This is a genomic window from Pseudomonas gessardii, from assembly GCF_001983165.1.
Classification (GTDB): domain Bacteria; phylum Pseudomonadota; class Gammaproteobacteria; order Pseudomonadales; family Pseudomonadaceae; genus Aquipseudomonas; species Aquipseudomonas gessardii.
The window spans coordinates 124,643-148,878 of record NZ_MNPU01000002.1; the positions used below are offsets into that span (position 1 = coordinate 124,643).

Sequence of the window (24,236 nt, forward strand, 5' to 3'; positions counted from 1 at the left end):
GTTCACCTCTTGCTCTTGATTGCAGTGCCGAGCACTTGCAGGTAGGAGACCAGAGCGTCCATTTCGGTCTTGCCCTTGAGGCTGTCCACGGCCGCGGTGATGTCCGCGTCGGTGTACGGCACGCCGAGGGTGCGCATGACCTTGAGCTTGGTTTCGGTGTGGCTGCTGTCGACCTGGGCGGTGACCAGCCATGGGTAGGCCGGCATCTTCGACTCAGGCACGACGTTGCGCGGGTTGTACAAGTGCGCGCGGTGCCAGTCGTCGGAGTAGCGTGCGCCCACCCGGGCCAGGTCCGGCCCGGTACGCTTGGAGCCCCACAGGAACGGGTGGTCCCACACGCTTTCGCCGGCGACCGAGTAGTGGCCGTAGCGTTCGGTCTCGGCGCGGAACGGCCGGATCATCTGCGAGTGACACTGTACACAGCCTTCGCGGATGTAGATGTCACGGCCTTCCAGTTGCAGCGCGGTGTAGGGCTTCATGCCTTCGACCGGCTTGTTGGTCACGTCCTGGAAGAACAGCGGGACGATCTGCGTCAGGCCGCCGATACTCACGGCGAGCACCATCAGCAGCATCAGCAGGCCGACGTTCTTTTCAATCGTTTCGTGTTTCATCATCGACTCCTCAGGCCATCTGCGCCGCAGCGGCCACTTCGGCAGGTTGTGCCGAACGCACGGTGCGCCAAGTGTTGTAAGCCATCAGGAACATGCCGCTGAGGAAGATCGCCCCGCCCACCAACCGCACGATGAAGCCTGGGTGGCTGGCCACCAGGGTTTCGACGAAGGAATAGGTCAAGGTGCCGTCTTCGTTGACCGCACGCCACATCAGGCCCTGGGCAATGCCGTTGACCCACATCGAGGCGATGTAGAGCACGGTGCCGATAGTGGCCAGCCAGAAGTGCGCGTTGATCAGGCCGAGGCTGTACATCTGCTCGCGACCGAAGACTTTCGGGATCATGTGGTACAGCGCGCCGATGGAAATCATCGCCACCCAACCCAGAGCGCCGGCGTGTACGTGGCCGATGGTCCAGTCGGTGTAGTGGGACAGGGCGTTAACGGTCTTGATCGCCATCATCGGCCCTTCAAAGGTCGACATGCCGTAGAACGCTAGCGATACAACGAGGAAGCGCAGGATCGGGTCGCTGCGCAGCTTATGCCAGGCGCCCGAGAGGGTCATCATGCCGTTGATCATGCCGCCCCAGCTTGGCGCCAGCAGAACCAGTGACATCACCATGCCCAGGGACTGTGCCCAGTCCGGCAGCGCGGTGTAGTGCAGGTGGTGCGGACCGGCCCAGATGTACAGGGTGATCAGTGCCCAGAAGTGCACGATGGACAGGCGATAGGAGTAGACCGGACGCTCGGCCTGTTTCGGCACGAAGTAGTACATCATCCCCAAAAAGCCCGCAGTGAGGAAGAAACCTACGGCGTTATGGCCGTACCACCACTGCACCATGGCATCCGTCGCACCACCGTAGAGGGAGTAGGACTTGGTCAGGCTGACCGGGATTTCCAGGTTGTTGACGATATGCAGGATCGCCACGGTGATGATGAACGAACCGAAGAACCAGTTGCCCACGTAGATGTGCTTGGTGTTGCGCTTGGCCACGGTGCCGAAGAACACGATGGCATAGGCGACCCAGACGATGGTGATCAGGATGTCGATCGGCCATTCCAGCTCGGCGTATTCCTTGGAGCTGGTGTAGCCCAGTGGCAAGCTGACCGCTGCCAGTACAATCACCAACTGCCAGCCCCAGAAGCAGAACGCGGCGACTTTCGGCGCGAACAGCTGGGTCTGGCAGGTGCGTTGTACCGCGTAGAAGGAGCTGGCAAACAGCGCACAGCCACCAAACGCGAAAATCACCGCGTTGGTGTGCAGTGGGCGCAATCGACCGAAACTGGTCCAAGGCAGGTTGAAGTTGAGTTCGGGCCATACCAACTGGGCAGCGAGAAAAACCCCGAGCCCCATGCCGACGATGCCCCACACCACCGTCATAATGGCGAATTGGCGGACCACCTTGTAGTTATAGGCGGTACTTAAAGTAGTGTTCATGGTTCCCCATCCACGGTTCAACCCAAGCAGATACGGCACTTGGGCTGGAGTTATAGGCAGACTAAAAAGCGAGGTAAGCATGGGCAAAGAGCACAAGGCCAGTATTGACGGGGATCAATGGGCGCAGTGTGTGCGTGAACACGGGTGGTTGTGGAATGCGGCCACGAGCGTTGACGCGGGCCAATCACCGACGCTGATCCTGGCTCACGGTGCCGGTGCGCCGATGGATTCGGGCTTTATGGGCGACATGGCTGCACGCCTTGCCGGGCATGGGGTCAACGTGTTGCGCTTCGAGTTTCCCTACATGGCCCAGCGCCGTGTGGACGGTGGCAAACGCCCACCGAACCCGGCCCCCAGACTGTTGGAATGCTGGCGCGAGGTGTATGCCCAGGTGCGACGTCATGTCGCTGGGCCGCTGGCTATCGGCGGCAAGTCCATGGGCGGGCGAATGGCCAGTTTACTGGCCGATGAACTGGCGGTTGATGCGCTGGTGTGCCTGGGTTATCCGTTCTATGCGGTGGGCAAGCCGCAAAAGCCCCGGGTCGAGCACTTGGCCGGGCTGAAGACGTCGACCTTGATTGTGCAGGGCGAGCGCGATGCGTTGGGCAATCGGGCGGCGGTGCAGGGTTATGTGCTGTCGCCGGGCATCGAGGTGATGTGGCTGGTGGCGGGGGATCATGATCTGAAGCCGTTGAAGGCTTCGGGGTTTACCCATGAGCAGCATTTGGAGGCTGCGGCGGGGAAGGTGGCTGGGTTTCTCGGCGGCTGTTAGGGCCTCATCGCAGGCAAGCCAGCTCCCACATTTTGAATGTATTCACAGATCAAAATGTGGGAGCTGGCTTGCCTGCGATAGCGATCTAGCGGTTAAACCGCTCCACCAGCGAATACTGCGTATTGGCCGTATGGGTCAGCTCCTCACTCAACTGCGCCGAGTTCAACGCCTGCTCCGACGTCTGGTCCGCCAACAAGGCAATGGTGCTGATATTGCGGCTGATCTCTTCGGCCACCGAGCTTTGCTCCTCGGTCGCGGCGGCGATCTGGGTGGTCATGTCGGTGATGTGCGCCACCGCCTCGCTGATCCCCACCAGCGCTGCGTCAGCCTCCATCACCCGGGCCACGCCTTCTTCAGCCTGGCGATGCCCGGCATCCATGGTCTGCACGGCGGTGCTGGCGGTCTGTTGCAACTTGGCGATCAGGGCATGGATCTGCCCGGTGGACTCGCTGGTGCGTTGCGCCAGTTGCCGCACTTCATCGGCCACCACCGCAAACCCGCGGCCCATCTCACCGGCACGTGCCGCTTCGATGGCGGCGTTCAGGGCCAGCAGGTTGGTCTGGTCGGCAATGCCCTTGATCACATCCACCACACCGCCGATTTCGTCGCTGTCCTTGGCCAGTTGGGTCACGGTGCTCCCGGTCTCCCCGACCACCACCGACAGGCGCTGGATGGCTTCGCGGGTTTCCCCGGCAATGTCGCGGCCACGGCTGGTCAGGCGATTGGCTTCCTGGGTCGCATCGGCCGTGCGCTGTACATGGCTGGCGACTTCCTGGGTGGTGGCGGCCATCTGGTTGACCGCGGTGGCCACCTGTTCGGTCTCCACGCGCTGGCGCTCCAGGCTCGTTGAGCTGTTGTGGGCCAGGGTGTTGGACTGCCGCGCCTGGTCGTTCAGATGCTCGGCGGTGTCCTGCAAACGGGTCAGGCAGGTCTTCAGGCGGGCTTCCTGGCTGAGGATCGACATCTCCAGGCGTGCTTGCGCGCCACGGCTGTCGGTGTACATCTGCGCGATCAGCGGGTCGGAGGTGGTCTGTTCGGCCAGGCGCAGCAGGCGCTTGAGGCCGCGCTGTTGCCAGCTCAGGCCAAGCAGGCCCAGCGGCACCGACAAGGCGGCGGCCAGGGCAAAGCCCCAGTGCGAGTTGAACCAGATGCCGATCAGGAAGCCCAGCTGGCTGACCAGGATAAACGGCAGCCAGTCCTGGAGCACCGGCAGCCATTGGTCGCTGCGTGGGATCGCCGACTTGCCCTGGTTGATCCGCAGGTACAGCGCTTCGGCGCGGCGGATCTGCTCGGCGGTCGGCTTGACCCGTACCGATTCGTAGCCGACCACCTGTTCGCCGTCGAACACCGGGGTCACATAGGCGTTGACCCAGTAGTGATCGCCGGTCTTGCAGCGGTTCTTGACGATGCCCATCCATGGCAAGCCTTGTTTGAGCGTCGCCCACATGTGCCCGAACACGGCCGCCGGCACGTCGGGGTGACGAACCAGGTTGTGTGGGGCGCGCATCAGCTCTTCCCGGGAAAACCCACTGATCTCGACAAACGCGTCGTTGCAGTAAGTGATCACGCCTTTGGCATCGGTCGTGGAGATCAACCTTTGTTGAGCCGGGAAGGTACGTTCGCGCTGGGTAACGGGTTGGTTATTACGCATGATTGATCAATCCGCAAGGCTTTGACGGGTTGTCGGCCGCGGCGGGCTTTTATTTAACTTAATTTTTGCAATAATCGGCGCGGCCTCAGCGGGTGCCCAGGATGTCGACAGCCATACGCTGTTGGATGGTGGTCCGGGCGTAGTCGCGGATGAAGGCCGAGCGGTCGGTGGGCTCCAGTTTCAAGCGGGCCAGGGCGGCGATGGCTGCCTCCAGGTCGGCGGGGGTAAACACCGAAGCGTTGGCGATATGAGTGGTAGCAAAGTGTTTTGGATAGCCGGCCAGGCCTGCCAGGATCGGCTTGCCGGTGGCGGCGTACTCGAACAGTTTGGAGGGGACGACCTTGAGGAACGCCTGGAATGTATTGAGGTGCAAAAAGAGCACATCGGCCTCTTGATAGTCATCAATGAGTTGGGAGCGGGGCCTGGGGGCAATCAGCTCGACATTGGTGATCTGCAGGCGTTGCAGCTCGTCGCGCAGCTTTTGCAGGGTGCCGCCATGGCCAATCACCGAGAAGCAGGCGCTGTCAGCCAGCCTTTGTGCCAGCGGCGGGATGATTTTTTCCAGGCCCTGGCCAGCACCGATATTGCCAGCATAGACAATTTTCAGTCGGTCGGTGGGTGCGCGGGCTGGGCCCTGTGGGAGCGGTGGCTTGAAAAAGGCATCGTCCACGCCATTGGTAAAGGTGGAAAACGTCTTGTGCGGATAGCGCTCGACGAAATAAGCGAGAAACCCCGGTGACACCAGGTTGACCCGCGACGCCTGGTTGATCGTCAGTCGTTCGACCACGGCAAACAGCCGGGCCAGGACCTTGCCCCGGATACCGGGGAAAAGCTCGGGCAACACATCGACGAAAATATCGCGGATATCCAGATAGAGCGCAGTCTTGCGCGTGTGGGCGATAGCGGCGGCCAGAGCGGCGGTCATCAGCCGCGAGGACGAAGCAAGGATCAAGTCGTACGCCTTGCCTTTTATCGCCTGGCGCACCCCACGGGCATAGGCCGTGAACCCCCAGGCCTGATCGCAGAAGTTGTTGGCGTGCCTGGGCAGGGCTATGCGCGTAATACAAAGCCCCGGGCGCTGCGGGTCAGCGCTGTCGGCGGTGTAGGAGGTGGCATAGCGGTTGGGGTGAGTGGTGAGCAAGTCGATCTGCACCTCGCCGCCAGGGTGCGCCAGCAGGGCCTCGACCATCGCTTCGACACGGAAGGCTGCCAGGTCAGGCGGGTAGTAGAAGCTCAAGAGCAGGATACGGGTGGTCATGGATGCCCCCGGCCCTTGCCCGCCAACCGCTGGTACAGCGTCACCAGCTCTGCCTCCTGCTGTTCCCAGTTCAAGTATCTGGCGGCAATTCGTGTGTTGCCGGCATACCGGCGGCGTAGCGCGGGATCATTCAGCAGGCGCGTGAGAGCCGTTTGCAGTGGCAGGTCGTCGCCCGCCGGCACCAGCAGCCCGATGTCATGGGTCCTGACAATCCGACGAATTTCCGGGAAGTCCGTGGCGATCACCGGCAGCCCGGCAATCACGTACTCGAACAGTTTGTTGGAGTCGGTGGTGAAGTGGTTCAGGCAGGTGTTTTCGATGGGCTGTACGCCAATGTCGGCCGATGCGGTGTAGCTGGGTAACTCCGCCAGGGGCACCACCGGGATAAAATGCACGCGTTCAGTCAAGCCCAGTTCATCGCGCAATGTCATCAGCGGTACGCTCAGTTTTCCGCCGCCGATCAGCACAAAGTACGCATTCTGTACGCTGGCTGCTACCCGCAGCAGGCGCTCCAGCCCGCGTCCCTGCTGCAGTCCGCCCTGATAGACGACGATCGGCCAGGGCTGCAACAGCCCCAGTTCCGCGCGGATCCGTTGTGTCGGCGGGCTGTTGCTGAACCGTGGCCGATTCTGCAGCACCTGCGGGCGGGCAATGGCGTAGGCCCGGGCAAAGAACTTCGCCCGGGCCTGGGTGGTGGTGATGTTGCCGTCAGTCCTGGGCATCAACGTGCGCTCGACCCGCGCCACCCACTGGCGATAGCGCCCGTAACCTTCGCGGCTGGTGCTGAGCTCATGGGCGTCATACACCAGCTTTGCGCCACTGAGCCGGGCGGCGAGCCAGGCACTGGGCAGGGTATTGACGTCATGGGCGTGGATCACGCTTGCGCGATGCCAGGCGATACGCGTTACCAGGCCGATATGGGTCCACAGCCGCGCCACGACGCGCAGGGCGGTCATGGGGTTGCCGGCAGCCGGCGCGCCCGTCGATGGGGGCACCTTGGCGCCGCGCCATCGCCATAGCGGACGGCGGGCTACCCGTATCACCTGGATACCCTCCGTGAGGGTTTCTTTACTACGGGTCACGCCGGGGGTATGCAGCGCGAATACCGTGACGTGATAGCCCGCCGACTGCAGTGTCTGGGCCTGTTTCAAGACCCGGGCGTCGTGACGGAATTCGTTCCAGACGATCATGGCAATACGGGGCACGTGAACCCACTCCTGTTCGGGCAGTTGCAAATCAATGGGCCAAAAACAGGGCATTGATTTTGTGTTGGTGGCTTTTCAGATAGATCGCGTCCTCGATCAGCGCCTTGAGCCGGGCAAGACTTTGCCGGACCAGGATCAACGAGATCAGGGCGATATAAATGGGGGCAGGGTTCATGTACAGGAAGTCCATGACCATAAAGGCAAAGGTTCCCAGGAAACCCAAGGAGGACAGGGCATTGAGCAGTGGGTTGTGGTGGCGCTGCACAAGTGAGCGAATGCGCGCTTGGCGATTGTATAAAACGATGACCAGTGCTGTGGCCACGACAATATAGAGCAGGGCAATGGTCAGTAACGCCGGGTAGATATACAGCAGGGTGCCGAGGGCGGTTGTCACAAAGGTGGCCGCGGACAAACCGCGGGTGAACCTGGAAAACACCAGCACTGCCAAGGGGCGCTGATTATTTAAAGGGGCCGGCTTTGGGTGGCGGTTCATCAGTTGGTCGGCGCCCGTTCTTGAATAGCGCGACGCGATGAGTTCCGAGACTAGATACAGGCCGTAAAACACAGCGGTCAACACACTGAGGCCGATAATCAGCCAGGGCTTGCTGAACGCCTTGAATGCCGGCGGTAAATACTCGGGTATCGAGTCGGAGCCCAGCAGGATGAGGATTTTGATCGGCAACAAGAACGTGACGATCAATAGGCCTTGTGCGCAGAAGTGTGCGGTATGTGCGGTCAAGGTGGCGGTTGGAGTGACCCGCATGAATTTACGAGCCAATGACATGCACCAACCGAGTGTCGAGAGCAGGATGATCTGTAGGGTCGACGCTTTCTCGATGGTCATTTGCATCTCGTATGAGGTTGAGTTCTGCCCTGGAAATCTGCAGCGTGTCGCTTTGCCTGACCACGCGTTGCCTGGCGTTCAGGGATTTTTCCTGGAAAATGCCCGGGTTCAGGAACAGGCTTTCAATGGCATCGCTCAGTTCGGTGAAACTGTCCGGGGCCGCCAGGAAACCACTGTCGTCATCGACAAATTCCGGTATTGCGCCGACCCGATTGGTGACGGGCACCAGGCCCGAGGCCATTGCCTCGTCGCGGGAAACACCTTGGGTGTCCATACGGCTGGGGCACAGGAACACCCCATAGTGTTTATGCAGTTCAGCGATTTCGGATTGTTTCAGGTAACCCTTTTCAATCCGTACATTGGGGTATTGGCGCAGGGGGGCCAGTGTTTCCTCAAATAACGGCCCATCGCCGATCAGGCGAAACTCCAGTTCATTGAACCAGGGTTTTTGCGCCAGCAACTGGATGGCCTTGACACTCAGGTCATTGGCATAGGTGCGCGAGACATAGGGGCGGATCGAGAGGATTTTCTTGCGTTGCTCAGGCGGTTTTTCCTGATAGGAAAACAACTGGGTATTGATCGGGTTATGAATGATCCGGTACTGGTTGTTCGGCAGGCGAAAGCCCAGGTCCTCCATGACTTCCTCGGCAAAGTGGCGCGAGACGAAGACCAATTGCAAATTGGCCGGCATGGGGTTCAGCAGCGTGCGCCAGAACGCCAGGCGCCGGTCGCTTTCAAGTTTGCCCAGTTGCCGTTGCTCTTCGCTGGCGTAGTTGTGCGCCCGTCGCCACCAGGGCTGGATTTCGGCGCCGTGGACCCAGACGATCATGCGCAGGCTGTGCACATGCAGGCGCAAGATTTCCCACATCTGCGGGTCCAGGAAGTGCACCAGCACCGAGGGGTATGCCCCCGACCCGAGCAGGGTGGCCAGGGCCGCCTGGGCGCCGGTGATGACATCCACATTTTCAAACTCTTGGTAGCTGACCGGCTCATTGGGCCGCAGGCGGAACACATCCACCGCCAGCCCTTGGGCTTGATAGGCGCTCACACGGGTGTGCAAGAAACCGTTGCGGTACAGGTCGTCATAGGCCGGGTAATGGTTGGTCAGCAGTAGGTGCCCGGCCTTGGCCAGCAGGGTCGACGGCTGGATATCGCGATGGCCCAGGACCAGTGCCTTGAGCGTTGTACTGCCGCTTGCATAAACGCGGACCCCCAGGCGCACATAGGCGGCTTCAGGCGGTACGTCGCAGCTCTGGTTGCGGTTGGCCGTGTGCAGCAGCGTGCTGATGCGTTGTTGCTGGGCATCAAGAAACAGGATGACCAATTGAATGTTCAGGCCTGGGGTGGTGTCGAGGAACAGTTTCAGGGGCGCACTGCTCGCCAGCTGGGCCACGGGCAGTTCCTGCCTGGCGTAGTGGTACTCGTGGCGACCGTCCGCGAGGGATGAACGGATGTGCCAGGTATCGGCCTCAACCTCGGTTTGCAGCAACCGGCTGCCGATTGGGCCAAACAGTTTGGCCAAGGCTGCACCGCTGATGTGGGGCGTACTGGCACTCACGTGCAGCGGTGGGATGCTTTCTGCGTGACGTTGAAGTGCGTCGAGGCTGATACCGCTGTCCACCCCAAGATCATCCACCCTGGCGCTGAGGTGCTGTGGGTTGGTGCCAGCCGCGTCCTTGCAGTAGTTGAAGGCGTCAATCGCCAGGGCCTGCGGGTCTTGGTAGGCAAGGGTGGGCAGGGCGTGGAGCCAAGCGCAAGCCGTTTGCCCGGCCAGCGCCGAGGGCTTGATCAGTGCGCAGCGGGCGGCAATGGCGCGGGCGCACCGGTAGTCTTGCCCGGCGTTGCGCAGGTGGATGCCATGCTCGTCGGCCATGTAGTGCGCCACCTTGCCGATCACGTTGGCCTGGCTGTAGCGTGTGGCCAGGGCCAGGTCGAGCAGGTAGTGGGGGCCGTAGTAGTCCTCGGCCATCATCCCGCCCACCCAGTCTGCGCCGTTGGCCAGTTCGGCCACGGTCACGGCGTTCAAGTGTTTGCGGCTGATCAGGCGCAATCGTGGGTCTGTGGCGGTTGCACCGACGTTGACCACGACCTGCATGATGACATTGCTGTAGCGCTGCCGCTGCAGGTGCCGGGTCAGAGCCAGGAGCTCGGCGTTATTGACCGCGTTGGCGAGGATGCAAATCGTGGGCAAGGGATCGGCTTGAGGGGTGCCGGTGACTTTGGCCATGACATAGCGCAAGCGATGCGCGTAGGTATGCTCCTGCATCACCTTGCGCAAGCCGGCCAGGCGCAATTTGGCGCTGTGTTGTGGGTTGTCCGCCAGCGCCTGGAGCCGGTTGAGCCGGTGCGCGCTGTTGTCGGTGGTGATCACCAGGTCACCCAGCAATACGCGCAGGCCCCGGGAGAAATTGCTGACCGTCAGGGTGTTGGAGCCCAGCAGCTCGAAGACGCGCCGCGCAAACATGGACTGGGATTGCTTGATCGAATTGAGGTTGACCCCGTAACGATAGCCTTTGTAGGCCAGGTCCATTTGCGCGCTGCTCAGCGTGCCGACGATGTAAGGCTGATACTCGCTGGGGAATTGGTAGCGGGGGTCTTGTTTGCCGAGGTTGCGGTCGAAGATCTCCAGGGGCCGCAAGCGTGGCAGCTCGCTGATAAGGTTGACCAGATCGCGGGTCCGCTCGGGATAACGCACGTAGTAGGCGCCAGCAAAGCAGAACCCATCCTTGCGTTCATACAGTTCGATCGGGTTGTGCACCGCCGGCTGGCAGGCAAAGGGCAGCAGGTAGACGCGCTCGTGCCCCAGGGCGCCTTTGTAGCGGTGGATGCAGTCGATATCCGTGGTGAACACCCAGTCGAACTGCTTGGCCGTGTTGAGGAAGGTTTCATAGTGCACGGGGTCTTCCTTGTTCCAGAACACCGTGGGCACGCCGTGGTCCTTGCACCACTGCACGATCTTTCGCAGCTCTTCGCCGTTGTGCCCGACCTTGTTGCGCCACAAGTCGTCCTGGCCGCGCCATGCCGATTCGATAAACAGCAGCTCGGGCTGGAAGGCTTCAAGTTCCGCCAGGCCGTGGGCCGGGGTCAGTTGCAGCAGCTGGCATTCATGGCGGTACGCATCGTAGGTAAAGCTGTCCATTACACAGGCCACTTTTAATGGCCGGGCATTGTCCTGCGCGCCTGGCAACAGGTGGCTGTGGATATAGTCGGCCTCTGCCAGCGGGCGCGGTGCGGGTGTTGCGACCAGGGGCGCCGGGGCCGGCAGGGACTGGCGCGTCTGGTCGCCCCCTGCCTGTCGGGTGAGCGTGCGACGCCTGCGGGCTTGCCGGTACAGCCTGAGCAAGACCGCTGGCAGGCGCAGCAGTGCGCCCAACGATTGGCTGGCGGTCTTTAGCTGATAGCCCAACTGATAGGTCAAGCTGGCGCGTGTCTTGATCAGCCGCTGTTCGGCCAGGTGGCGCTTGGCGTTGGCACTGTGCAGGTGGTCGTTGAGCGTGGCGATTTGCTCACGGGCCTGGGCCAGTTGTTTGCGTAAAGAGCGTTCCATCGCATTCATTCTCGGTATTTCCTCAAGCCGCCAGCACACCGCCAGCATCAATCACCAGAAGGTCATCGCGCAGGGCGGGCATTGACATGAATTCGCGGTGCCTGACCAGCAAGACATGAATCTGCGCCCGCTCAAGGGCGTCGGCGGCATCGGTCAGCGCGTGCATCGACAGGTCGGCGGGCAACGCCTCGATATTCGGCTCCACCAGCAGCAGCCTTACCCCCAGCTCCTGGCCCAGCTGCCGGGCGATACACAGGGCGGGGCTCTCGCGCAGGTCATCGATATCGGCCTTGAATGCCAGGCCATAGCAGGCAATCTGCACACTCCCTGCCGACAGGTCCGTGCGCTTGAGCAGCAGGGTGGCCAACGCCAGCTTGACCTGCTGGATCACCCACTGCGGCTTGTAGTCATTGACCTCGCGTGCGGTGCGGATCAACCGCGCCAGTTCCGGGGCCTGGCTGACAATAAACCACGGGTCGACGGCAATGCAGTGCCCACCGACCCCCGGACCTGGCTGGAGTATGTTCACCCGCGGGTGATGGTTGGCCAGGCGAATCAGCTCCCAGGGGTTGATCTTCAACGGTGCGCAGATCATGGAAAGCTCATTGGCGAAGGCGATATTGACGTCGCGAAAGCTGTTTTCCGTGAGCTTGCACATCTCGGCCGTGCGCGCGTCGGTCACCAGGCATTGCCCCTCGACGAACGTCTGGTACAGCTGTGCGGCGGCGGCAGAACAGGCCGGCGTCAGGCCGCCGATGATCCGGTCGTTGCTCACCAGCTCGCGCAGTACATTGTCTGGCAACACGCGCTCCGGGCAATGGGCAACCCGGATATCGCTGGCTTCGCCGTGGGTCGCCGGAAAGCTCAGGTCGGGGCGCGCCCGGGCGAGCCACTGGGCCATGCGTTCGGTGGTGCCTACTGGCGAGGTGGATTCGAGGATGACCAGGTCGCGTTTTTTCAGCACGGGGGCCAGGGCTTCGGCGGCGGCCCTGATGTAGCTCAGGTCGGGCTCATGCGGGTCCTTGAACGGGGTGGGGACGGCGATCAGGAACGCCTGCGCAGGTTCCACCGTGGTGGTTGCCCGCAGGTAGCCTTGGGTGATCACCGCGTGAACCAGTTGCTCCAGCTCGGGCTCGACAATATGCACGGCCCCGCGATTGATGATATCCACGGTGTGCGGGTTGATATCCACGCCGATCACCTGTTTTTTGCGCGAGGCAAAAATGGCGGCCGTGGGTAGGCCGATGTAGCCAAGGCCAATGACGCAAATCTGCTCGACACTCATGCGGCGGCTTCGTTTTTTTGGGGAAAGTCCAGCAGCGCTGCGCGGATACGCAGGCAAGCATTGCCATCGCCATAAGGGTTATGGGCAATGCTCATGGTTCGATAGGCGGCCTGGTTGTTGAGCAACATATTGAGGTGCTGGGTAATGCGCATGACATCGGTGCCCACCAGCTTGACGGTCCCCGCCTCGACCGCTTCGGGGCGCTCGGTGGTATCGCGCATCACCAGCACCGGCTTGCCCAGGGCGGGCGCTTCTTCCTGGATGCCGCCCGAATCGGTGAGGATCAGGTAGGCACGGGTCATCAGGTACACGAAGGGCAGGTAATCCTGAGGGGCAATCAGGTACACATTGTCGATCCCGGCCAACAGGCGTTTTACGGGCTGCTGCACATTGGGGTTCGGGTGCACCGGGTAGACAAAGGCCACCTCTGGAAAGTAGCGGGCGCTGTCAGCCAGGGCCCGGCAGATTCGCTCCAGGCCCTCGCCAAAGTTCTCGCGGCGATGGCCGGTCACCAGCACCATGCGTTGTTTTGGGGGCAGGAAGGAAAACTGCCGATCAAACCTGGCGCGCATTGGCACCAGTTTTTCCACGGCACTGAGCAGTGCATCAATCACGGTGTTACCGGTGACATGAATGTTTTGCGGGGCCACCCCCTCATTGAGCAGGTTCTGCCGCGACGTCTGTGTGGGCGCAAAGTGGAGGGTCGCCAGGCTGCCGGTCAGGCGCCGATTGCCTTCCTCCGGCCAGGGCGAATACAGGTCGTTGGTGCGCAGCCCGGCTTCGATGTGCGCAATCGGGATTTGCCGGTAATAGGCCGCCAGGCTGGCGGCGAAGGTGGTGGCGGTGTCGCCATGGACCAGGATCACATCCGGCTTGAAGTCGTCCAGCACCGCCTGCAGCCCCTGGATGATGGCGGTGGTCACATCCGGCAGGTTCTGCGCGGCTTTCATGATGTTCAGGTCGTAGTCAGGCACCAGCTCAAACAGCTCAAGCACCGGGTCCAGCATTTCGCGATGCTGCGCGGTGACACAGATTTTCGAGTCGAAATGGGGGTCGTTTGCCAGTTGGATGGCCAGCGGCGCCATTTTTATGGCCTCTGGACGGGTACCGAAGATGGACAGGGTCTTGAGAGGCATGGGCATGGGTTCTTATTCGGTGCCTGGTGTAAAGGCGTGGGTTCCCTCAACACAGTCCCAGCACGTGAAGCCTGTGCTGGTTGGGTGAGTGCGAAAGCGCCTGGGCATTCTTGCCGAATAGGGTGATGGGCGACCACTGACCGTTCGGTTAGGTTTTTTGGCGGCCGAAAACACAAAAGCCGCCCGAAGGCGGCCGTAGGGTCCAGGAAGAGGGTCGGTTCAGCCCGCCAGCATCGGGTAGGTAAACAAGCCGAAATGCAGCAGGTTCAAGCCAAAGTGCGTGGCAATCGCGGCGCCCAGGCCACCGAATCGATACGCCAGGCCATACCCCGCGCCGGCGATACTGGCCAGCAGCACCCACTGCCAGCCCGCGCCCACATGCACCAGGCCAAACAGCAGCGAGGCCAGCAGCAAAGCGAGGTTTTCGCCATAGGGCAACTGTTGGAAACGCCGGCTCAGGCCGCCCTGGATATAGCCGCGAAACAGCGCCTCTTCAACCAGGGTCACCAACAACAGGTTGTTCAACACCCAGAGCCAGGCCTGGTCCGGCCATTTGGGGGCCCAACTGATCATGCCCAGCAGCACTGCCCCGCCAAGGGCGGCGAGGGTGGTCAGGGTCAAGGCCAGCGCCGTGGCGTAGATCGACAGGCGCAACGGGCGGCGGGCGACGATCCACGGGCAGGCCAGCAGCAGCCAGAAGCCGATCAGCGGCTTGTCCTGGTTCAGGTACAGCGAGAAGGGCACGGCATCGGCCGTGAAGCGCTGCGGGTCGATCCCGCGCCCGTTGTAGAAACCCGGCAGCCAGTGCATTGCCAGGCCCAGGGCCAGGACGATGAACAGGCCGTGGCCGAGGTAGCGCGCCCAGGGGATGTGTTGCTGGCGCACGGCATAACCGGCCACCAGTAATAGGCCGATGGAGACCAGGGCCAGTAACCCCAGTTGCCCGTAGGCCAGGGCCAATCCATAGCCAATGGAAAGAAGGGCCAGGTATAGCCAGGGTAAAGCGAACATCGGGAAATCCTTGTAACAGGTCGATGCAGGGGCGAGCCCGCTCGCGCCTACAGGAGGGATGGGCGCGCGATTATAGCGGCTGTCGCGGGCGGCAAAAATGAAAACACCGCCCGAGGGCGGTGTTTTGTCGGGCTTGACGCGTTATGAAGCAATCAACTGGCGCAGCACGTAATGCAGGATCCCGCCCGCCTTGAAGTATTCAACTTCATTGAGGGTATCGATCCGGCACAGCACTTCGACCTTCTCACTGCGGCCATCTTCGCGGGTAATCACCAGCGTCAGGTTCATGCGCGGCTCGATCTCGGCATCGGTCAGGCCGAGAATATCGATCTTCTCCTTGCCGGTCAGTTGCAGCGCCTTGCGGTTCTGGTCCAGCTTGAACTGCAACGGCAGCACGCCCATGCCCACCAGGTTGGAACGGTGGATGCGCTCGAAACTCTCGGCAATCACCGCCTTGACCCCCAGCAGGTTGGTGCCCTTGGCGGCCCAGTCGCGGCTGGAGCCGGTGCCGTATTCCTGGCCTGCGACCACCACCAGCGGCGTGCCGGAGGCCTGGTACTTCATCGCCGCATCGTAGATCGGCATCTTCTCGCCGGTGGGAATGTAGAGGGTGTTGCCCCCTTCTTCGCCGCCGAGCATTTCGTTGCGGATACGGATGTTGGCGAAGGTGCCGCGCATCATCACTTCATGGTTGCCACGGCGCGAGCCGTAGGAGTTGAAGTCCCGGGGTTCCACGCCCTGTTCGCGCAGGTAGTGGCCGGCCGGGCTGTCGGCCTTGATATTGCCGGCAGGGGAGATGTGGTCGGTGGTCACCGAGTCGCCGAGCAGGGCCAGGATATGGGCGCCCTGTACATCCTTGATCACCGGCAATGGCCCGGCGATGTCATCGAAGAACGGCGGGTGCTGGATATAGGTGGAGTCTTTTTGCCACACATAGGTCGCGGCCTGCGGCACTTCAATGGCTTGCCACTGTTCGTCGCCGGCAAACACCTCGGCGTATTCCTTGTGGAACATGCTGGTGCTGACTTGCGCCACGGCGTCGGCAATCTCCTGGCTGCTGGGCCAGATATCGCGCAGGTAGACCGGCGCCCCATCCTTGCCGGTGCCCAGGGGCTCGCGGCTGATATCGATACGCACGGTCCCGGCCAGGGCATAGGCCACCACCAGCGGCGGCGAGGCCAGCCAGTTGGTCTTGACCAGCGGGTGCACGCGGCCTTCAAAGTTACGGTTGCCGGACAGCACCGACGCTACCGTCAGGTCGGCGTTCTGGATGGCTTTCTCGATAGGCTCGGGCAATGGCCCGGAGTTGCCGATGCAGGTGGTGCAGCCATAGCCCACCAGGTCAAAGCCCAGTTGATCCAGGTATTGCGTCAGGCCGGCAGCGTTGTAGTAGTCGGTGACCACCTTGGAGCCAGGCGCCAGGGAGCTTTTCACCCAGGGTTTGCGGGTCAGGCCCTTTTCCACGGCTTTTTTCGCCACCAGGCCTGCGGCCATCATCACGCTTGGGTTGGAGGTGTTGGTGCACGAGGTAATCGCGGCAATCACCACCGCGCCGTTTTTCAGGCGATAGGTCTGGCCTTCAAAGTCGTAGTCGGCTTCGCCCACCAGGTCGGCATTGCCCACTGCAACACCGCCGCCGCCTTCGCTTTCCAGGCGACCTTCTTCCTTGCTGGCGGGTTTGAACTGCAAGTCGAGAAAGTCAGTGAACGCCTGGCTCACATCCGGCAGCGAGACCCGGTCCTGGGGGCGTTTGGGCCCGGCCAGGCTGGCTTCGACGCTGCCCATGTCAAGGGCCAGGCTGTCGGTGAACACCGGTTCTTCCCCGGCATTGCGCCACAGGCCCTGGGCCTTGGTGTACACCTCCACCAGCTTGACGGTGGCGGCCGGCCGGCCCGACAGGCGCAGGTAGTCCAGGGTCACCTCATCGACGGGGAAAAAGCCACAGGTGGCGCCGTACTCCGGGGCCATGTTGGCGATGGTGGCGCGGTCGGCCAGGGGCAGGTCGGCGAGGCCGTCGCCATAGAACTCGACGAATTTGCCCACCACGCCTTTTTTACGCAGCATCTGCGTGACCGTCAGCACCAGGTCGGTGGCGGTGATGCCTTCTTTCAATTTGCCGGTGAGCTTGAAGCCGATCACTTCCGGGATCAGCATCGACACCGGCTGGCCGAGCATCGCCGCTTCCGCCTCGATCCCACCCACGCCCCAGCCCAGCACACCGAGGCCGTTGATCATGGTGGTGTGGGAGTCGGTGCCCACCAGGGTGTCGGGGAAGGCGTAGGTGCGACCGTCTTCGTCCTTGGTCCACACCGTGCGGCCCAGGTATTCCAGGTTGACCTGGTGACAGATGCCGGTGCCCGGCGGGACCACGCTGAAATTATCAAAGGCGCTCTGGCCCCAGCGCAGGAACGCATAGCGTTCGCCGTTGCGCTGCATTTCGATATCGACGTTTTGCTCGAAGGCGTCGGCATTGCCGAACTTGTCGACCATCACCGAGTGGTCAATCACCAGGTCCACCGGCGACAGCGGGTTGATGCGCTGTGGATCGCCACCGGCCTTGGCCACGGCGGCGCGCATCGCGGCCAGGTCGACCACGGCGGGCACGCCGGTAAAGTCCTGCATCAGCACCCGGGCCGGGCGGTACTGGATCTCGCGGTCGGAGCGGCGCTCCTTGAGCCAGGCGGCCAGCGCCTTGAGGTCGGCACCGGTTACGGTTTTTTCATCCTCCCAGCGCAGCAGGTTTTCCAGCAGCACCTTGAGGGACATCGGCAGCTTATCCAGGTCACCCAGGCTCTTGGCGGCTTCGGGTAGGCTGAAGTAGTGGTAGGTTTGGCTGTCGACTTGCAGGGTCTTAAGGGTTCTCAGGCTATCAACGGATGACATTACATGACTCCTTATGGTCCGCACGGCTACGGACCTGACGGGACGAACAGAGCTTATAAGCTAGCCCGGTTTTGAGTAGCAGGCTAATTACTGGACTCTATGGATAAGTCCAAGGTTCCGAACTCGGCTATCATGCGCGCGTTTTCATGACAGGCCTTGCGCTACAGCAAGCCAGTTGCCAGGAGATTCAATGAACACCCTTTTTATGCACTGCCGCCCGGGTTTTGAAGGCGAAGTCTGTTCCGAGATCGCGGAACACGCCGCGCGCCTGAACGTTTCGGGCTATGCCAAGGCCAAGACCGGCAGCGCCTGCGCCGAATTTGTCTGCACTGAAGAAGACGGCGCCCAGCGCCTGATGCGCGGCCAGCGCTTTGCCGAGCTGATCTTCCCGAGGCAGTGGGCGCGTGGGGTGTTCATCGATTTGCCGGAAACCGACCGCATCAGCGTGATCCTCGCGCACCTGCGGGATTTCCCGGTGTGCGGCAGCCTGTGGCTGGAAATGGTCGATACCAACGATGGCAAGGAGCTGTCGAACTTCTGCAAGAAATTTGAAGTGCACCTGCGCAAGGCTCTGCTGGCCGCCGGCAAACTGGTCGAAGACCCGGGCAAGCCGCGCCTGCTGCTGACTTTCAAGAGCGGTCGCGAAGTGTTTATGGGCCTGGCCGAGTCAAATAACTCGGCCATGTGGCCGATGGGCATCCCGCGCCTGAAATTCCCCCGCGACGCGCCCAGCCGCTCGACCCTGAAGCTGGAAGAGGCCTGGCACCACTTTATCCCCCGCGACCAGTGGGACGAGCGCCTGCACGGCGACATGACCGGCGTGGACCTTGGCGCCGCGCCGGGCGGTTGGACCTGGCAACTGGTCAACCGTGGCATGCTGGTGACCGCGATTGATAACGGCCCAATGGCCGAAAGCCTGATGGACACTGGCCTGGTGCAACACTTGATGGCGGATGGCTTTACCTTCACCCCCAAGCAACCGGTGGACTGGATGGTCTGCGATATCGTCGAGAAACCGGCGCGCAACGCGGCCCTGCTGGAAACCTGGATTGGCGAAGGCCATTGCCGCGAAGCGGTGGTCAACCTCAAGTTGCCGATGAAGCAGCGTTACGCCGAAGTGAAGCGCCTGCTGGAGCGCATCGAAGAAGGCTTCAAGGCGCGGGGCATCCGCGTGGAAATCGGTTGCAAGCAGCTGTACCACGACCGCGAGGAAGTGACCTGCCACCTGCGCCGCCTGGACGTAAAGAAACCCAAGGCCCGTTGATCCTATGGCGGGCGCCGCTCCAAAATGTGGGAGCGGGCTTGCCCGCGATAGCTTTATAACAATCGAAATCAATGTTGAATGTGCCCACGTCATCGCGGGCAGCCCGCTCCCACACAGGGGCGGATCTGTTTTCGGAGTGAAGTATGAGTCAGTTTTCGGATGTACCCGTCGACGGCACCCTCGACGCCACCGGCCTCAACTGCCCGGAGCCGGTGATGATGCTGCACCAGCACATCCGCGACCTGGCGCCCGGTGGCCTGCTCAAGGTTATCGCGACCGATCCCTCGACCCGTCGCGATATCCCCAAGTTCTGCGTGTTCCTCGACCATGAACTGGTGGAACAGCGCGAAGAGGCGGGGACTTACCTGTACTGGATCCGCAAGAAGCTCGCTTAACCCGCCGCGCGGATGCGCTTGCGCGCACTGCGTGCCAGGCGCACCACCAGCATCGCCGCCGCGCAGCTGAGGCCGACGATCAGCCCCTGCCACAAGCCGCTTGGGCCGTTGGCCTGGCCCAGCCAGTCGGTGAGCCCCAGCAAGTAACCCACCGGCAGGCCCACGCCCCAATAGGCGAACAGGGTCAGGACCATGGTCACCCGGGTGTCCTGGTAGCCACGCAGGGCACCGGCGGCGGTCACCTGGATCGCATCGGAGAACTGGAACAGCGCCGCAAACACAATCAGCATCGCCGCCACCTGCACCACTCGCGGGTCGGCGGTGTAGATCGTGGCGATCTGCTCGCGAAACAGCAGCATCAGGCTGCACGACAGGCAGGCATACACCAGTGCGGTGCCCATCCCCACGCCGGCGGCGAAGCGCGCTTCACGGGGTTCGCCACGGCCCAGGGCCTGGCCGACCCGCACGGTCACGGCCATGCTCAGGGAGTAGGGGATCATAAACACCAGGGAGCTGAAGTTCAGGGCGATCTGGTGCCCGGCGACCACGGTTGCGCCCAGGCTGCCGATCAGCAGGGCGATCACCGCAAAGATGCTCGATTCGGCAAAAATCGCGATGCCGATCGGCAGGCCAATGCCCAGGATGCGCTTGATCACCGCCCACTGCGGCCAGTCAAAGCGCTTGAACAGCTCGCTGGCCTGATAGGCCGGGGCCCAGCGCGTCCACCCGACGAAGCCCAGCATCATCGCCCACATCACAATCCCGGTGGCCCAGCCGCAACCCACGCCGCCCATGGCCGGCACCCCGAAATGGCCATAGATGAACACGTAGTTCAACGGAATGTTCAATGCCAGCCCGCCCAGGCCGAGGATCATGCTCGGGCGTGTGCGGCCCAGGCCATCACTGAAACAGCGCAGCACGTAGTACAGCGCCACCGCCGGCATGCCCGCCGCGATGCCGTGCAGGTAGCCCATGCAGGGCGCGATCAGTTCGGGATCGACATTCATTGCATGCAGGATTGGTTCGGCACTGACCAGCAGCAATGACGCGGTAAACCCCACCACCAGCGCCAGCCACAACGCCTGGCGCACCAGCGGGCCGATCTGCGTGTGGCTGCCGGCGCCAAAGCGTTGGGCGACTTTGGGGGTGGTGGCCAGCAAGGTGCCGGTCATCAACAGATACACCGGGATCCAGATGGAGTTGCCCAGGGCCACCGCCGCCAGGTCCCGCGCACTGACGCGCCCGGCCATTACCGCATCGACAAAGCCCATGGCGGTGGTTGCCAGTTGCCCGATCATGATCGGCAGGGCCAGCGCCAGCAGGCTGTGGACTTCCCGGCGAACGCGGGCAGGGCGGGAAAGGGGCAGGGTGGCAGTGTTCACGTACAGATGTCCGATAAGGAGGAGCGCAGGACGGCGCATTCTACGCGTTGACGGATGGGTCAGGAAAATACCTGTGTAGCGGATTTGTAAACGCACCGCAGGCGGGTGCCTGTACACTGCGGGTCCGCCAAAGGAGCCTGCCATGCTGATTGTTGCCGACGAAAATATCCCGCTGCTCGATGCGTTCTTTGAAGGGTTTGGCGAGGTCCGCCGGGTGCCGGGGCGTGCCATCGACCGCGCCGCCCTTGAACAGGCCGATGTGCTGTTGGTGCGCTCGGTGACCAATGTCAACCGTGCGCTGCTGGAAGGTACGCCGGTACGGTTTGTCGGCACCTGCACCATCGGCACCGACCACCTGGACCTCGACTACTTTCAAAAGGCCGGTATCCAGTGGTCCAGCGCGCCGGGCTGCAATGCCCGTGGCGTGGTGGATTATGTGCTGGGCAGCCTGCTGACCCTGGCCGAAATCGAGGGCGCAGACCTGACCCAGCGTACCTATGGCATCGTCGGTGCCGGTGAAGTGGGCGGGCGCCTGGTCAAGGTACTCAAGGGCCTGGGCTGGAAGGTGCTGGTCTGCGATCCGCCACGCCAGGCCGCCGAAGACGGTGATTACGCCAGCCTGGACCAGATCATCGAACACTGTGATGTGATCAGCCTGCACACCCCGCTGAAAAAATCCGGCAGTGGCTCGACCTGGCACCTGCTCGATCGCCAGCGGCTTGAGCAGCTCAAGCCGGGCACCTGGCTGATCAACGCCAGCCGTGGCCCGGTGGTGGATAACGCGGCGCTGCGTGAGGTGTTGCTGGCGCGCGAAGACCTGCAGGCGGTGCTGGACGTCTGGGAAGGCGAGCCGCAAGTGGATGTGGCGTTGGCCGAGTTGTGCGTGCTGGCGACCCCGCATATCGCCGGCTACAGCCTGGACGGCAAGCAGCGCGGCACGGCGCAGATCTACCAGGCGTTGTGCGCGCACCTTGGTCAGCCGGCGAACATTCAGTTGAGCGACTTGTTGCCCGAGCCATGGCTGGCCGGGGTCAACCTCAATGCCAGCACCGACCCGGCCTGGGCCCTGGCGATGCTGTGCCGCAGCGTCTACGACCCGCGCCGCGACGATGCGGACTTTCGCCGTAGCCTGGTAGGAACGGTGGAAGAACAGCGCAAGGCATTCGACCTGTTGCGCAAACACTACCCGGAGCGCCGGGAGATCGATGGCTTGCAGGTGCGGATCCATGGCGAGTCGGCAGCCTTGCACGCCATCGTCAACGCCCTGGGCGCAACCCCGTCACCTTGGTAGGCGCGCATAAAAAAACCGGCCACCAGGGCCGGGTCTGAAAGAGCTTGGGCATATCAGCCTTGCTGGGCAGGCTTGACCAGTTTGCGTTCCAGTTCGGCGCAGGCGCCCTGGATCATCTCTTCGGTAATCTGCACTTCGCGACCCTGGGCATCGATATACGAGCAAGGCAACGGCTGTGGCTGGCGGATTACTTCAACTTTGTCAGTGCTGCGGGTTTGCAAGGACATGGCCTGTCTCCTCATCAGGGTGTGTAGCGACTCTAATTGCGCCGTATGACCGAGCTGTGACAACGCCTGGCTCAGGCGGCGGCTTGAATGCCCACTCCAGCAGAAATCGCTGCGGATTTCCAGCCGCAGTTTAGACCGATAGCCTCTAGGGCCTAGTCATGCGGGGCATAATTAACCTGACTCATTGTGATTTACCCAAGTTCAATCCGATTGCGGTGTAGGCTTGGGTTTGTCTTCCTCAGGTGATGCTCTCCATGCTGTCAGCCCGTCAACGCCGCGCCATTCGCCTGGCCATGCGCTTTATCGCCCCGTATCGCTGGCAGGCCGTCGGCGCCTTGCTCGCACTGATCGTCACCGCAGGCATTACCTTGTCCATGGGCCAGGGCATCCGCCTGTTGGTGGACCAGGGCTTCATGACCCAATCGCCGCACCTGCTCAACCAGTCCATCGGCCTGTTTATGATCCTCGTGTTGGGCCTGGCGGTGGGCACCTTTACGCGCTTCTACCTGGTGTCGTGGATCGGCGAGCGGGTGGTGGCGGACATTCGCCGGCAGGTGTTCAATCACCTGATCTACCTGCATCCGGGGTTCTACGAGCACAACCGCAGCTCGGAAATCCAGTCACGCTTGACCGCCGACACCACCTTGCTGCAATCGGTGATCGGCTCATCCCTGTCGCTGTTCCTGCGCAATGCGCTGATGGTGATCGGCGGGATTGTGTTGCTGTTTATCACCAACCCCAAGCTCACCAGTATTGTGGTGGTGGCATTGCCGCTGGTGCTGGCGCCGATCCTGGTCTTCGGCCGCCGCGTGCGCAGTCTGTCGCGCCAGAGCCAGGACCGGATTGCCGACGTCGGCAGCTATGTGTCCGAGACCCTGGGCCAGATCAAGACCGTGCAGGCCTACAACCATCAGGTGCAGGATGAGCAACGCTTCGCGCGGACGGTGGAGGAGGCGTTCGCCACGGCGCGCAAACGCATCGTCCAGCGCGCCTGGCTGATCACCCTGGTGATTGTGCTGGTACTGGGGGCCGTCGGCGTGATGCTGTGGGTGGGCGGCATGGACGTGATCGCCGGGCGCATCTCCGGCGGCGAGCTGGCGGCCTTTGTGTTCTACAGCCTGATCGTCGGCAGTGCCTTTGGCACCTTGAGCGAGGTGATCGGCGAGTTGCAACGGGCTGCCGGGGCGGCGGAGCGGATCGCCGAACTGTTGCAGTCGAGCAATGACATCCAGGCGCCGGCCACGGGCGTGATTACGTTGGCGCAGCGGGTCAGTGGCCGCCTGGAGCTGCAAGACCTGTATTTCTCCTACCCATCGCGTCCCGACCGTTATGCCATCGAAGGCCTGAACCTGAGCGTCAAGGCCGGCGAAACCCTGGCCCTGGTCGGGCCATCCGGAGCGGGCAAATCCACCTTGTTCGATTTGCTGCTACGCTTCTACGACCCGCAACAGGGGCAGGTGCTGCTCGAAGGCCAGCCGCTTACCCGTCTCGACCCGCTGGACCTGCGCCGCTGTTTTGCCTTGGTGTCCCAAAGCCCGGCGCTGTTTTTTGGCAGCGTCGAAGACAACATCCGCTACGGCAACCCGCAGGCTACCTTTGCCCAGGTCGAAGCCGCGGCGCGCATTGCCCACGCCCACGATTTCATCCTGCAAATGCCTGACGGTTACCAGACCCATCTGGGCGATGGCGGCCTGGGCCTTTCCGGCGGCCAGCGCCAACGCCTGGCCATTGCCCGGGCCTTGTTGGTGGACGCGCCCATCCTGTTGCTGGACGAGGCCACCAGCGCCCTGGACGCCCAGAGCGAGCACCTGATCCAGCAGGCCTTGCCGCAATTGATGCAGGGGCGTACCACCCTGGTGATTGCCCACCGTCTGGCCACGGTAAAAAACGCCGACCGGATTGCGGTGATGGATCAGGGGAAGTTGGTCGCAGTGGGCACCCACCAGCAGTTGATCGCCAGCAACCCGCTGTATGCGCGGCTGGCGGCCCTGCAATTCAACGATGGCCACGACGAACTCTAAAAAAATGCCCGCGTCTCA

The 24,236-nt window shown here is 62.3% G+C and carries 18 protein-coding genes; 5 read left to right on the forward strand and 13 right to left on the reverse strand.

Going from position 1 to position 24,236, the window contains the following annotated elements:
- Positions 1–2: 2 nt before the first annotated feature.
- Both ccoO and ccoN read right to left on the reverse strand, forming a co-directional pair.
- Positions 3–611, reverse strand: a complete 609-nt coding sequence (gene ccoO, locus BLL38_RS02805; RefSeq protein ID WP_029300055.1) for a cytochrome-c oxidase, cbb3-type subunit II — start codon at positions 609–611, stop codon at positions 3–5.
- 10 nt (positions 612–621) lie between these two features.
- On the reverse strand, positions 622–2,046 hold the full coding sequence (gene ccoN / locus BLL38_RS02810; RefSeq protein WP_076961247.1) for a cytochrome-c oxidase, cbb3-type subunit I: 1,425 nt from the start codon (positions 2,044–2,046) through the stop codon (positions 622–624).
- Between the two features lie 79 nt (positions 2,047–2,125).
- Between ccoN and BLL38_RS02815 the strand changes: the two genes are divergently transcribed.
- Entirely contained in the window at positions 2,126–2,818 is a 693-nt protein-coding gene (locus tag BLL38_RS02815; protein WP_076961248.1) for an alpha/beta family hydrolase, read from the forward strand.
- An 85-nt stretch (positions 2,819–2,903) separates the two neighbouring features.
- Here BLL38_RS02815 and BLL38_RS02820 read toward each other — a convergent pair whose 3' ends face one another.
- The 9 genes from BLL38_RS02820 to acnA form a co-directional block, all read right to left on the reverse strand.
- Complete coding sequence (locus tag BLL38_RS02820) at positions 2,904–4,469, reverse strand: methyl-accepting chemotaxis protein (protein WP_076961249.1); 1,566 nt, start codon at positions 4,467–4,469, stop codon at positions 2,904–2,906.
- Between the two features lie 85 nt (positions 4,470–4,554).
- Positions 4,555–5,727 carry a glycosyltransferase family 4 protein gene (locus BLL38_RS02825; RefSeq protein WP_076961250.1) on the reverse strand — a complete coding sequence of 391 codons (1,173 nt, stop codon included), beginning with the start codon at positions 5,725–5,727 and terminating at the stop codon, positions 4,555–4,557.
- On the reverse strand, positions 5,724–6,932 hold the full coding sequence (locus BLL38_RS02830; protein ID WP_076961251.1) for a glycosyltransferase family 4 protein: 1,209 nt from the start codon (positions 6,930–6,932) through the stop codon (positions 5,724–5,726). Before BLL38_RS02830 ends, BLL38_RS02825 begins: the two co-directional genes overlap by 4 nt.
- 31 nt (positions 6,933–6,963) lie before the next feature.
- Positions 6,964–7,776 (reverse strand): hypothetical protein, encoded by an 813-nt coding sequence (locus tag BLL38_RS02835; protein ID WP_130898189.1) that lies wholly within the window; start codon positions 7,774–7,776, stop codon positions 6,964–6,966.
- Positions 7,700–11,332, reverse strand: a complete 3,633-nt coding sequence (locus BLL38_RS02840; protein WP_076961253.1) for a glycosyltransferase family protein — start codon at positions 11,330–11,332, stop codon at positions 7,700–7,702. The genes BLL38_RS02835 and BLL38_RS02840 overlap by 77 nt, the downstream gene beginning before the upstream one ends.
- 13 nt (positions 11,333–11,345) lie before the next feature.
- A complete protein-coding gene (gene wecC / locus BLL38_RS02845; RefSeq protein ID WP_076961254.1) occupies positions 11,346–12,608 on the reverse strand; it encodes a UDP-N-acetyl-D-mannosamine dehydrogenase in 1,263 nt (420 codons plus the stop codon).
- Positions 12,605–13,744: a non-hydrolyzing UDP-N-acetylglucosamine 2-epimerase gene (wecB, locus tag BLL38_RS02850; protein ID WP_076961255.1), complete on the reverse strand. Its 1,140-nt coding sequence runs from the start codon at positions 13,742–13,744 to the stop codon at positions 12,605–12,607. The genes wecC and wecB overlap by 4 nt, the downstream gene beginning before the upstream one ends.
- A 219-nt stretch (positions 13,745–13,963) precedes the next feature.
- Positions 13,964–14,755: a CPBP family intramembrane glutamic endopeptidase gene (locus tag BLL38_RS02855; protein WP_076961256.1), complete on the reverse strand. Its 792-nt coding sequence runs from the start codon at positions 14,753–14,755 to the stop codon at positions 13,964–13,966.
- Between the two features lie 141 nt (positions 14,756–14,896).
- Entirely contained in the window at positions 14,897–17,638 is a 2,742-nt protein-coding gene (acnA, locus tag BLL38_RS02860) for an aconitate hydratase AcnA (protein ID WP_076961257.1), read from the reverse strand.
- Between the two features lie 190 nt (positions 17,639–17,828).
- Here acnA and rlmM point away from each other — a divergent pair, with 190 nt between their 5' ends.
- Positions 17,829–18,902 carry a 23S rRNA (cytidine(2498)-2'-O)-methyltransferase RlmM gene (gene rlmM, locus BLL38_RS02865; RefSeq protein ID WP_076961258.1) on the forward strand — a complete coding sequence of 358 codons (1,074 nt, stop codon included), beginning with the start codon at positions 17,829–17,831 and terminating at the stop codon, positions 18,900–18,902.
- Positions 18,903–19,045: 143 nt separating this feature from the next.
- Positions 19,046–19,297 carry a sulfurtransferase TusA gene (gene tusA, locus BLL38_RS02870; protein WP_076961259.1) on the forward strand — a complete coding sequence of 84 codons (252 nt, stop codon included), beginning with the start codon at positions 19,046–19,048 and terminating at the stop codon, positions 19,295–19,297.
- Here the strand turns inward: tusA and BLL38_RS02875 are convergent.
- On the reverse strand, positions 19,294–20,679 hold the full coding sequence (locus BLL38_RS02875; protein ID WP_076961260.1) for an MATE family efflux transporter: 1,386 nt from the start codon (positions 20,677–20,679) through the stop codon (positions 19,294–19,296). The two genes, tusA and BLL38_RS02875, sit on opposite strands and share 4 nt — an antisense overlap.
- A gap of 142 nt (positions 20,680–20,821) precedes the next feature.
- Here BLL38_RS02875 and pdxB point away from each other — a divergent pair, with 142 nt between their 5' ends.
- Entirely contained in the window at positions 20,822–21,970 is a 1,149-nt protein-coding gene (gene pdxB / locus BLL38_RS02880; protein WP_076961261.1) for a 4-phosphoerythronate dehydrogenase PdxB, read from the forward strand.
- 53 nt (positions 21,971–22,023) lie between these two features.
- Here pdxB and BLL38_RS31075 read toward each other — a convergent pair whose 3' ends face one another.
- Positions 22,024–22,197 carry a PA1571 family protein gene (locus tag BLL38_RS31075; protein WP_162843708.1) on the reverse strand — a complete coding sequence of 58 codons (174 nt, stop codon included), beginning with the start codon at positions 22,195–22,197 and terminating at the stop codon, positions 22,024–22,026.
- 245 nt (positions 22,198–22,442) lie between these two features.
- Here BLL38_RS31075 and BLL38_RS02885 point away from each other — a divergent pair, with 245 nt between their 5' ends.
- Positions 22,443–24,218, forward strand: coding sequence for an ABC transporter transmembrane domain-containing protein (locus BLL38_RS02885; RefSeq protein WP_162493916.1), 1,776 nt, complete (start codon positions 22,443–22,445; stop codon positions 24,216–24,218).
- The last annotated feature ends 18 nt before the right edge of the window (positions 24,219–24,236 follow it).

Excerpts from the sequence above, each read along its gene's own strand:
- ccoO (WP_029300055.1), bottom strand. The coding sequence starts at position 611 with ATGAAACACGAAACGATTGAAAAGAACGTCGGCCTGCTGATGCTGCTG.
- ccoN (WP_076961247.1), bottom strand. The coding sequence starts at position 2,046 with ATGAACACTACTTTAAGTACCGCCTATAACTACAAGGTGGTCCGCCAA.
- BLL38_RS02815 (WP_076961248.1), top strand. The coding sequence starts at position 2,126 with ATGGGCAAAGAGCACAAGGCCAGTATTGACGGGGATCAATGGGCGCAG.
- BLL38_RS02820 (WP_076961249.1), bottom strand. The coding sequence starts at position 4,469 with ATGCGTAATAACCAACCCGTTACCCAGCGCGAACGTACCTTCCCGGCT.
- BLL38_RS02825 (WP_076961250.1), bottom strand. The coding sequence starts at position 5,727 with ATGACCACCCGTATCCTGCTCTTGAGCTTCTACTACCCGCCTGACCTG.
- BLL38_RS02835 (WP_130898189.1), bottom strand. The coding sequence starts at position 7,776 with ATGACCATCGAGAAAGCGTCGACCCTACAGATCATCCTGCTCTCGACA.
- BLL38_RS02840 (WP_076961253.1), bottom strand. The coding sequence starts at position 11,332 with ATGAATGCGATGGAACGCTCTTTACGCAAACAACTGGCCCAGGCCCGT.
- wecC (WP_076961254.1), bottom strand. The coding sequence starts at position 12,608 with ATGAGTGTCGAGCAGATTTGCGTCATTGGCCTTGGCTACATCGGCCTA.
- wecB (WP_076961255.1), bottom strand. The coding sequence starts at position 13,744 with ATGCCTCTCAAGACCCTGTCCATCTTCGGTACCCGTCCAGAGGCCATA.
- BLL38_RS02855 (WP_076961256.1), bottom strand. The coding sequence starts at position 14,755 with ATGTTCGCTTTACCCTGGCTATACCTGGCCCTTCTTTCCATTGGCTAT.
- acnA (WP_076961257.1), bottom strand. The coding sequence starts at position 17,638 with ATGTCATCCGTTGATAGCCTGAGAACCCTTAAGACCCTGCAAGTCGAC.
- rlmM (WP_076961258.1), top strand. The coding sequence starts at position 17,829 with ATGAACACCCTTTTTATGCACTGCCGCCCGGGTTTTGAAGGCGAAGTC.
- tusA (WP_076961259.1), top strand. The coding sequence starts at position 19,046 with ATGAGTCAGTTTTCGGATGTACCCGTCGACGGCACCCTCGACGCCACC.
- pdxB (WP_076961261.1), top strand. The coding sequence starts at position 20,822 with ATGCTGATTGTTGCCGACGAAAATATCCCGCTGCTCGATGCGTTCTTT.
- BLL38_RS31075 (WP_162843708.1), bottom strand. The coding sequence starts at position 22,197 with ATGTCCTTGCAAACCCGCAGCACTGACAAAGTTGAAGTAATCCGCCAG.
- BLL38_RS02885 (WP_162493916.1), top strand. The coding sequence starts at position 22,443 with ATGCTCTCCATGCTGTCAGCCCGTCAACGCCGCGCCATTCGCCTGGCC.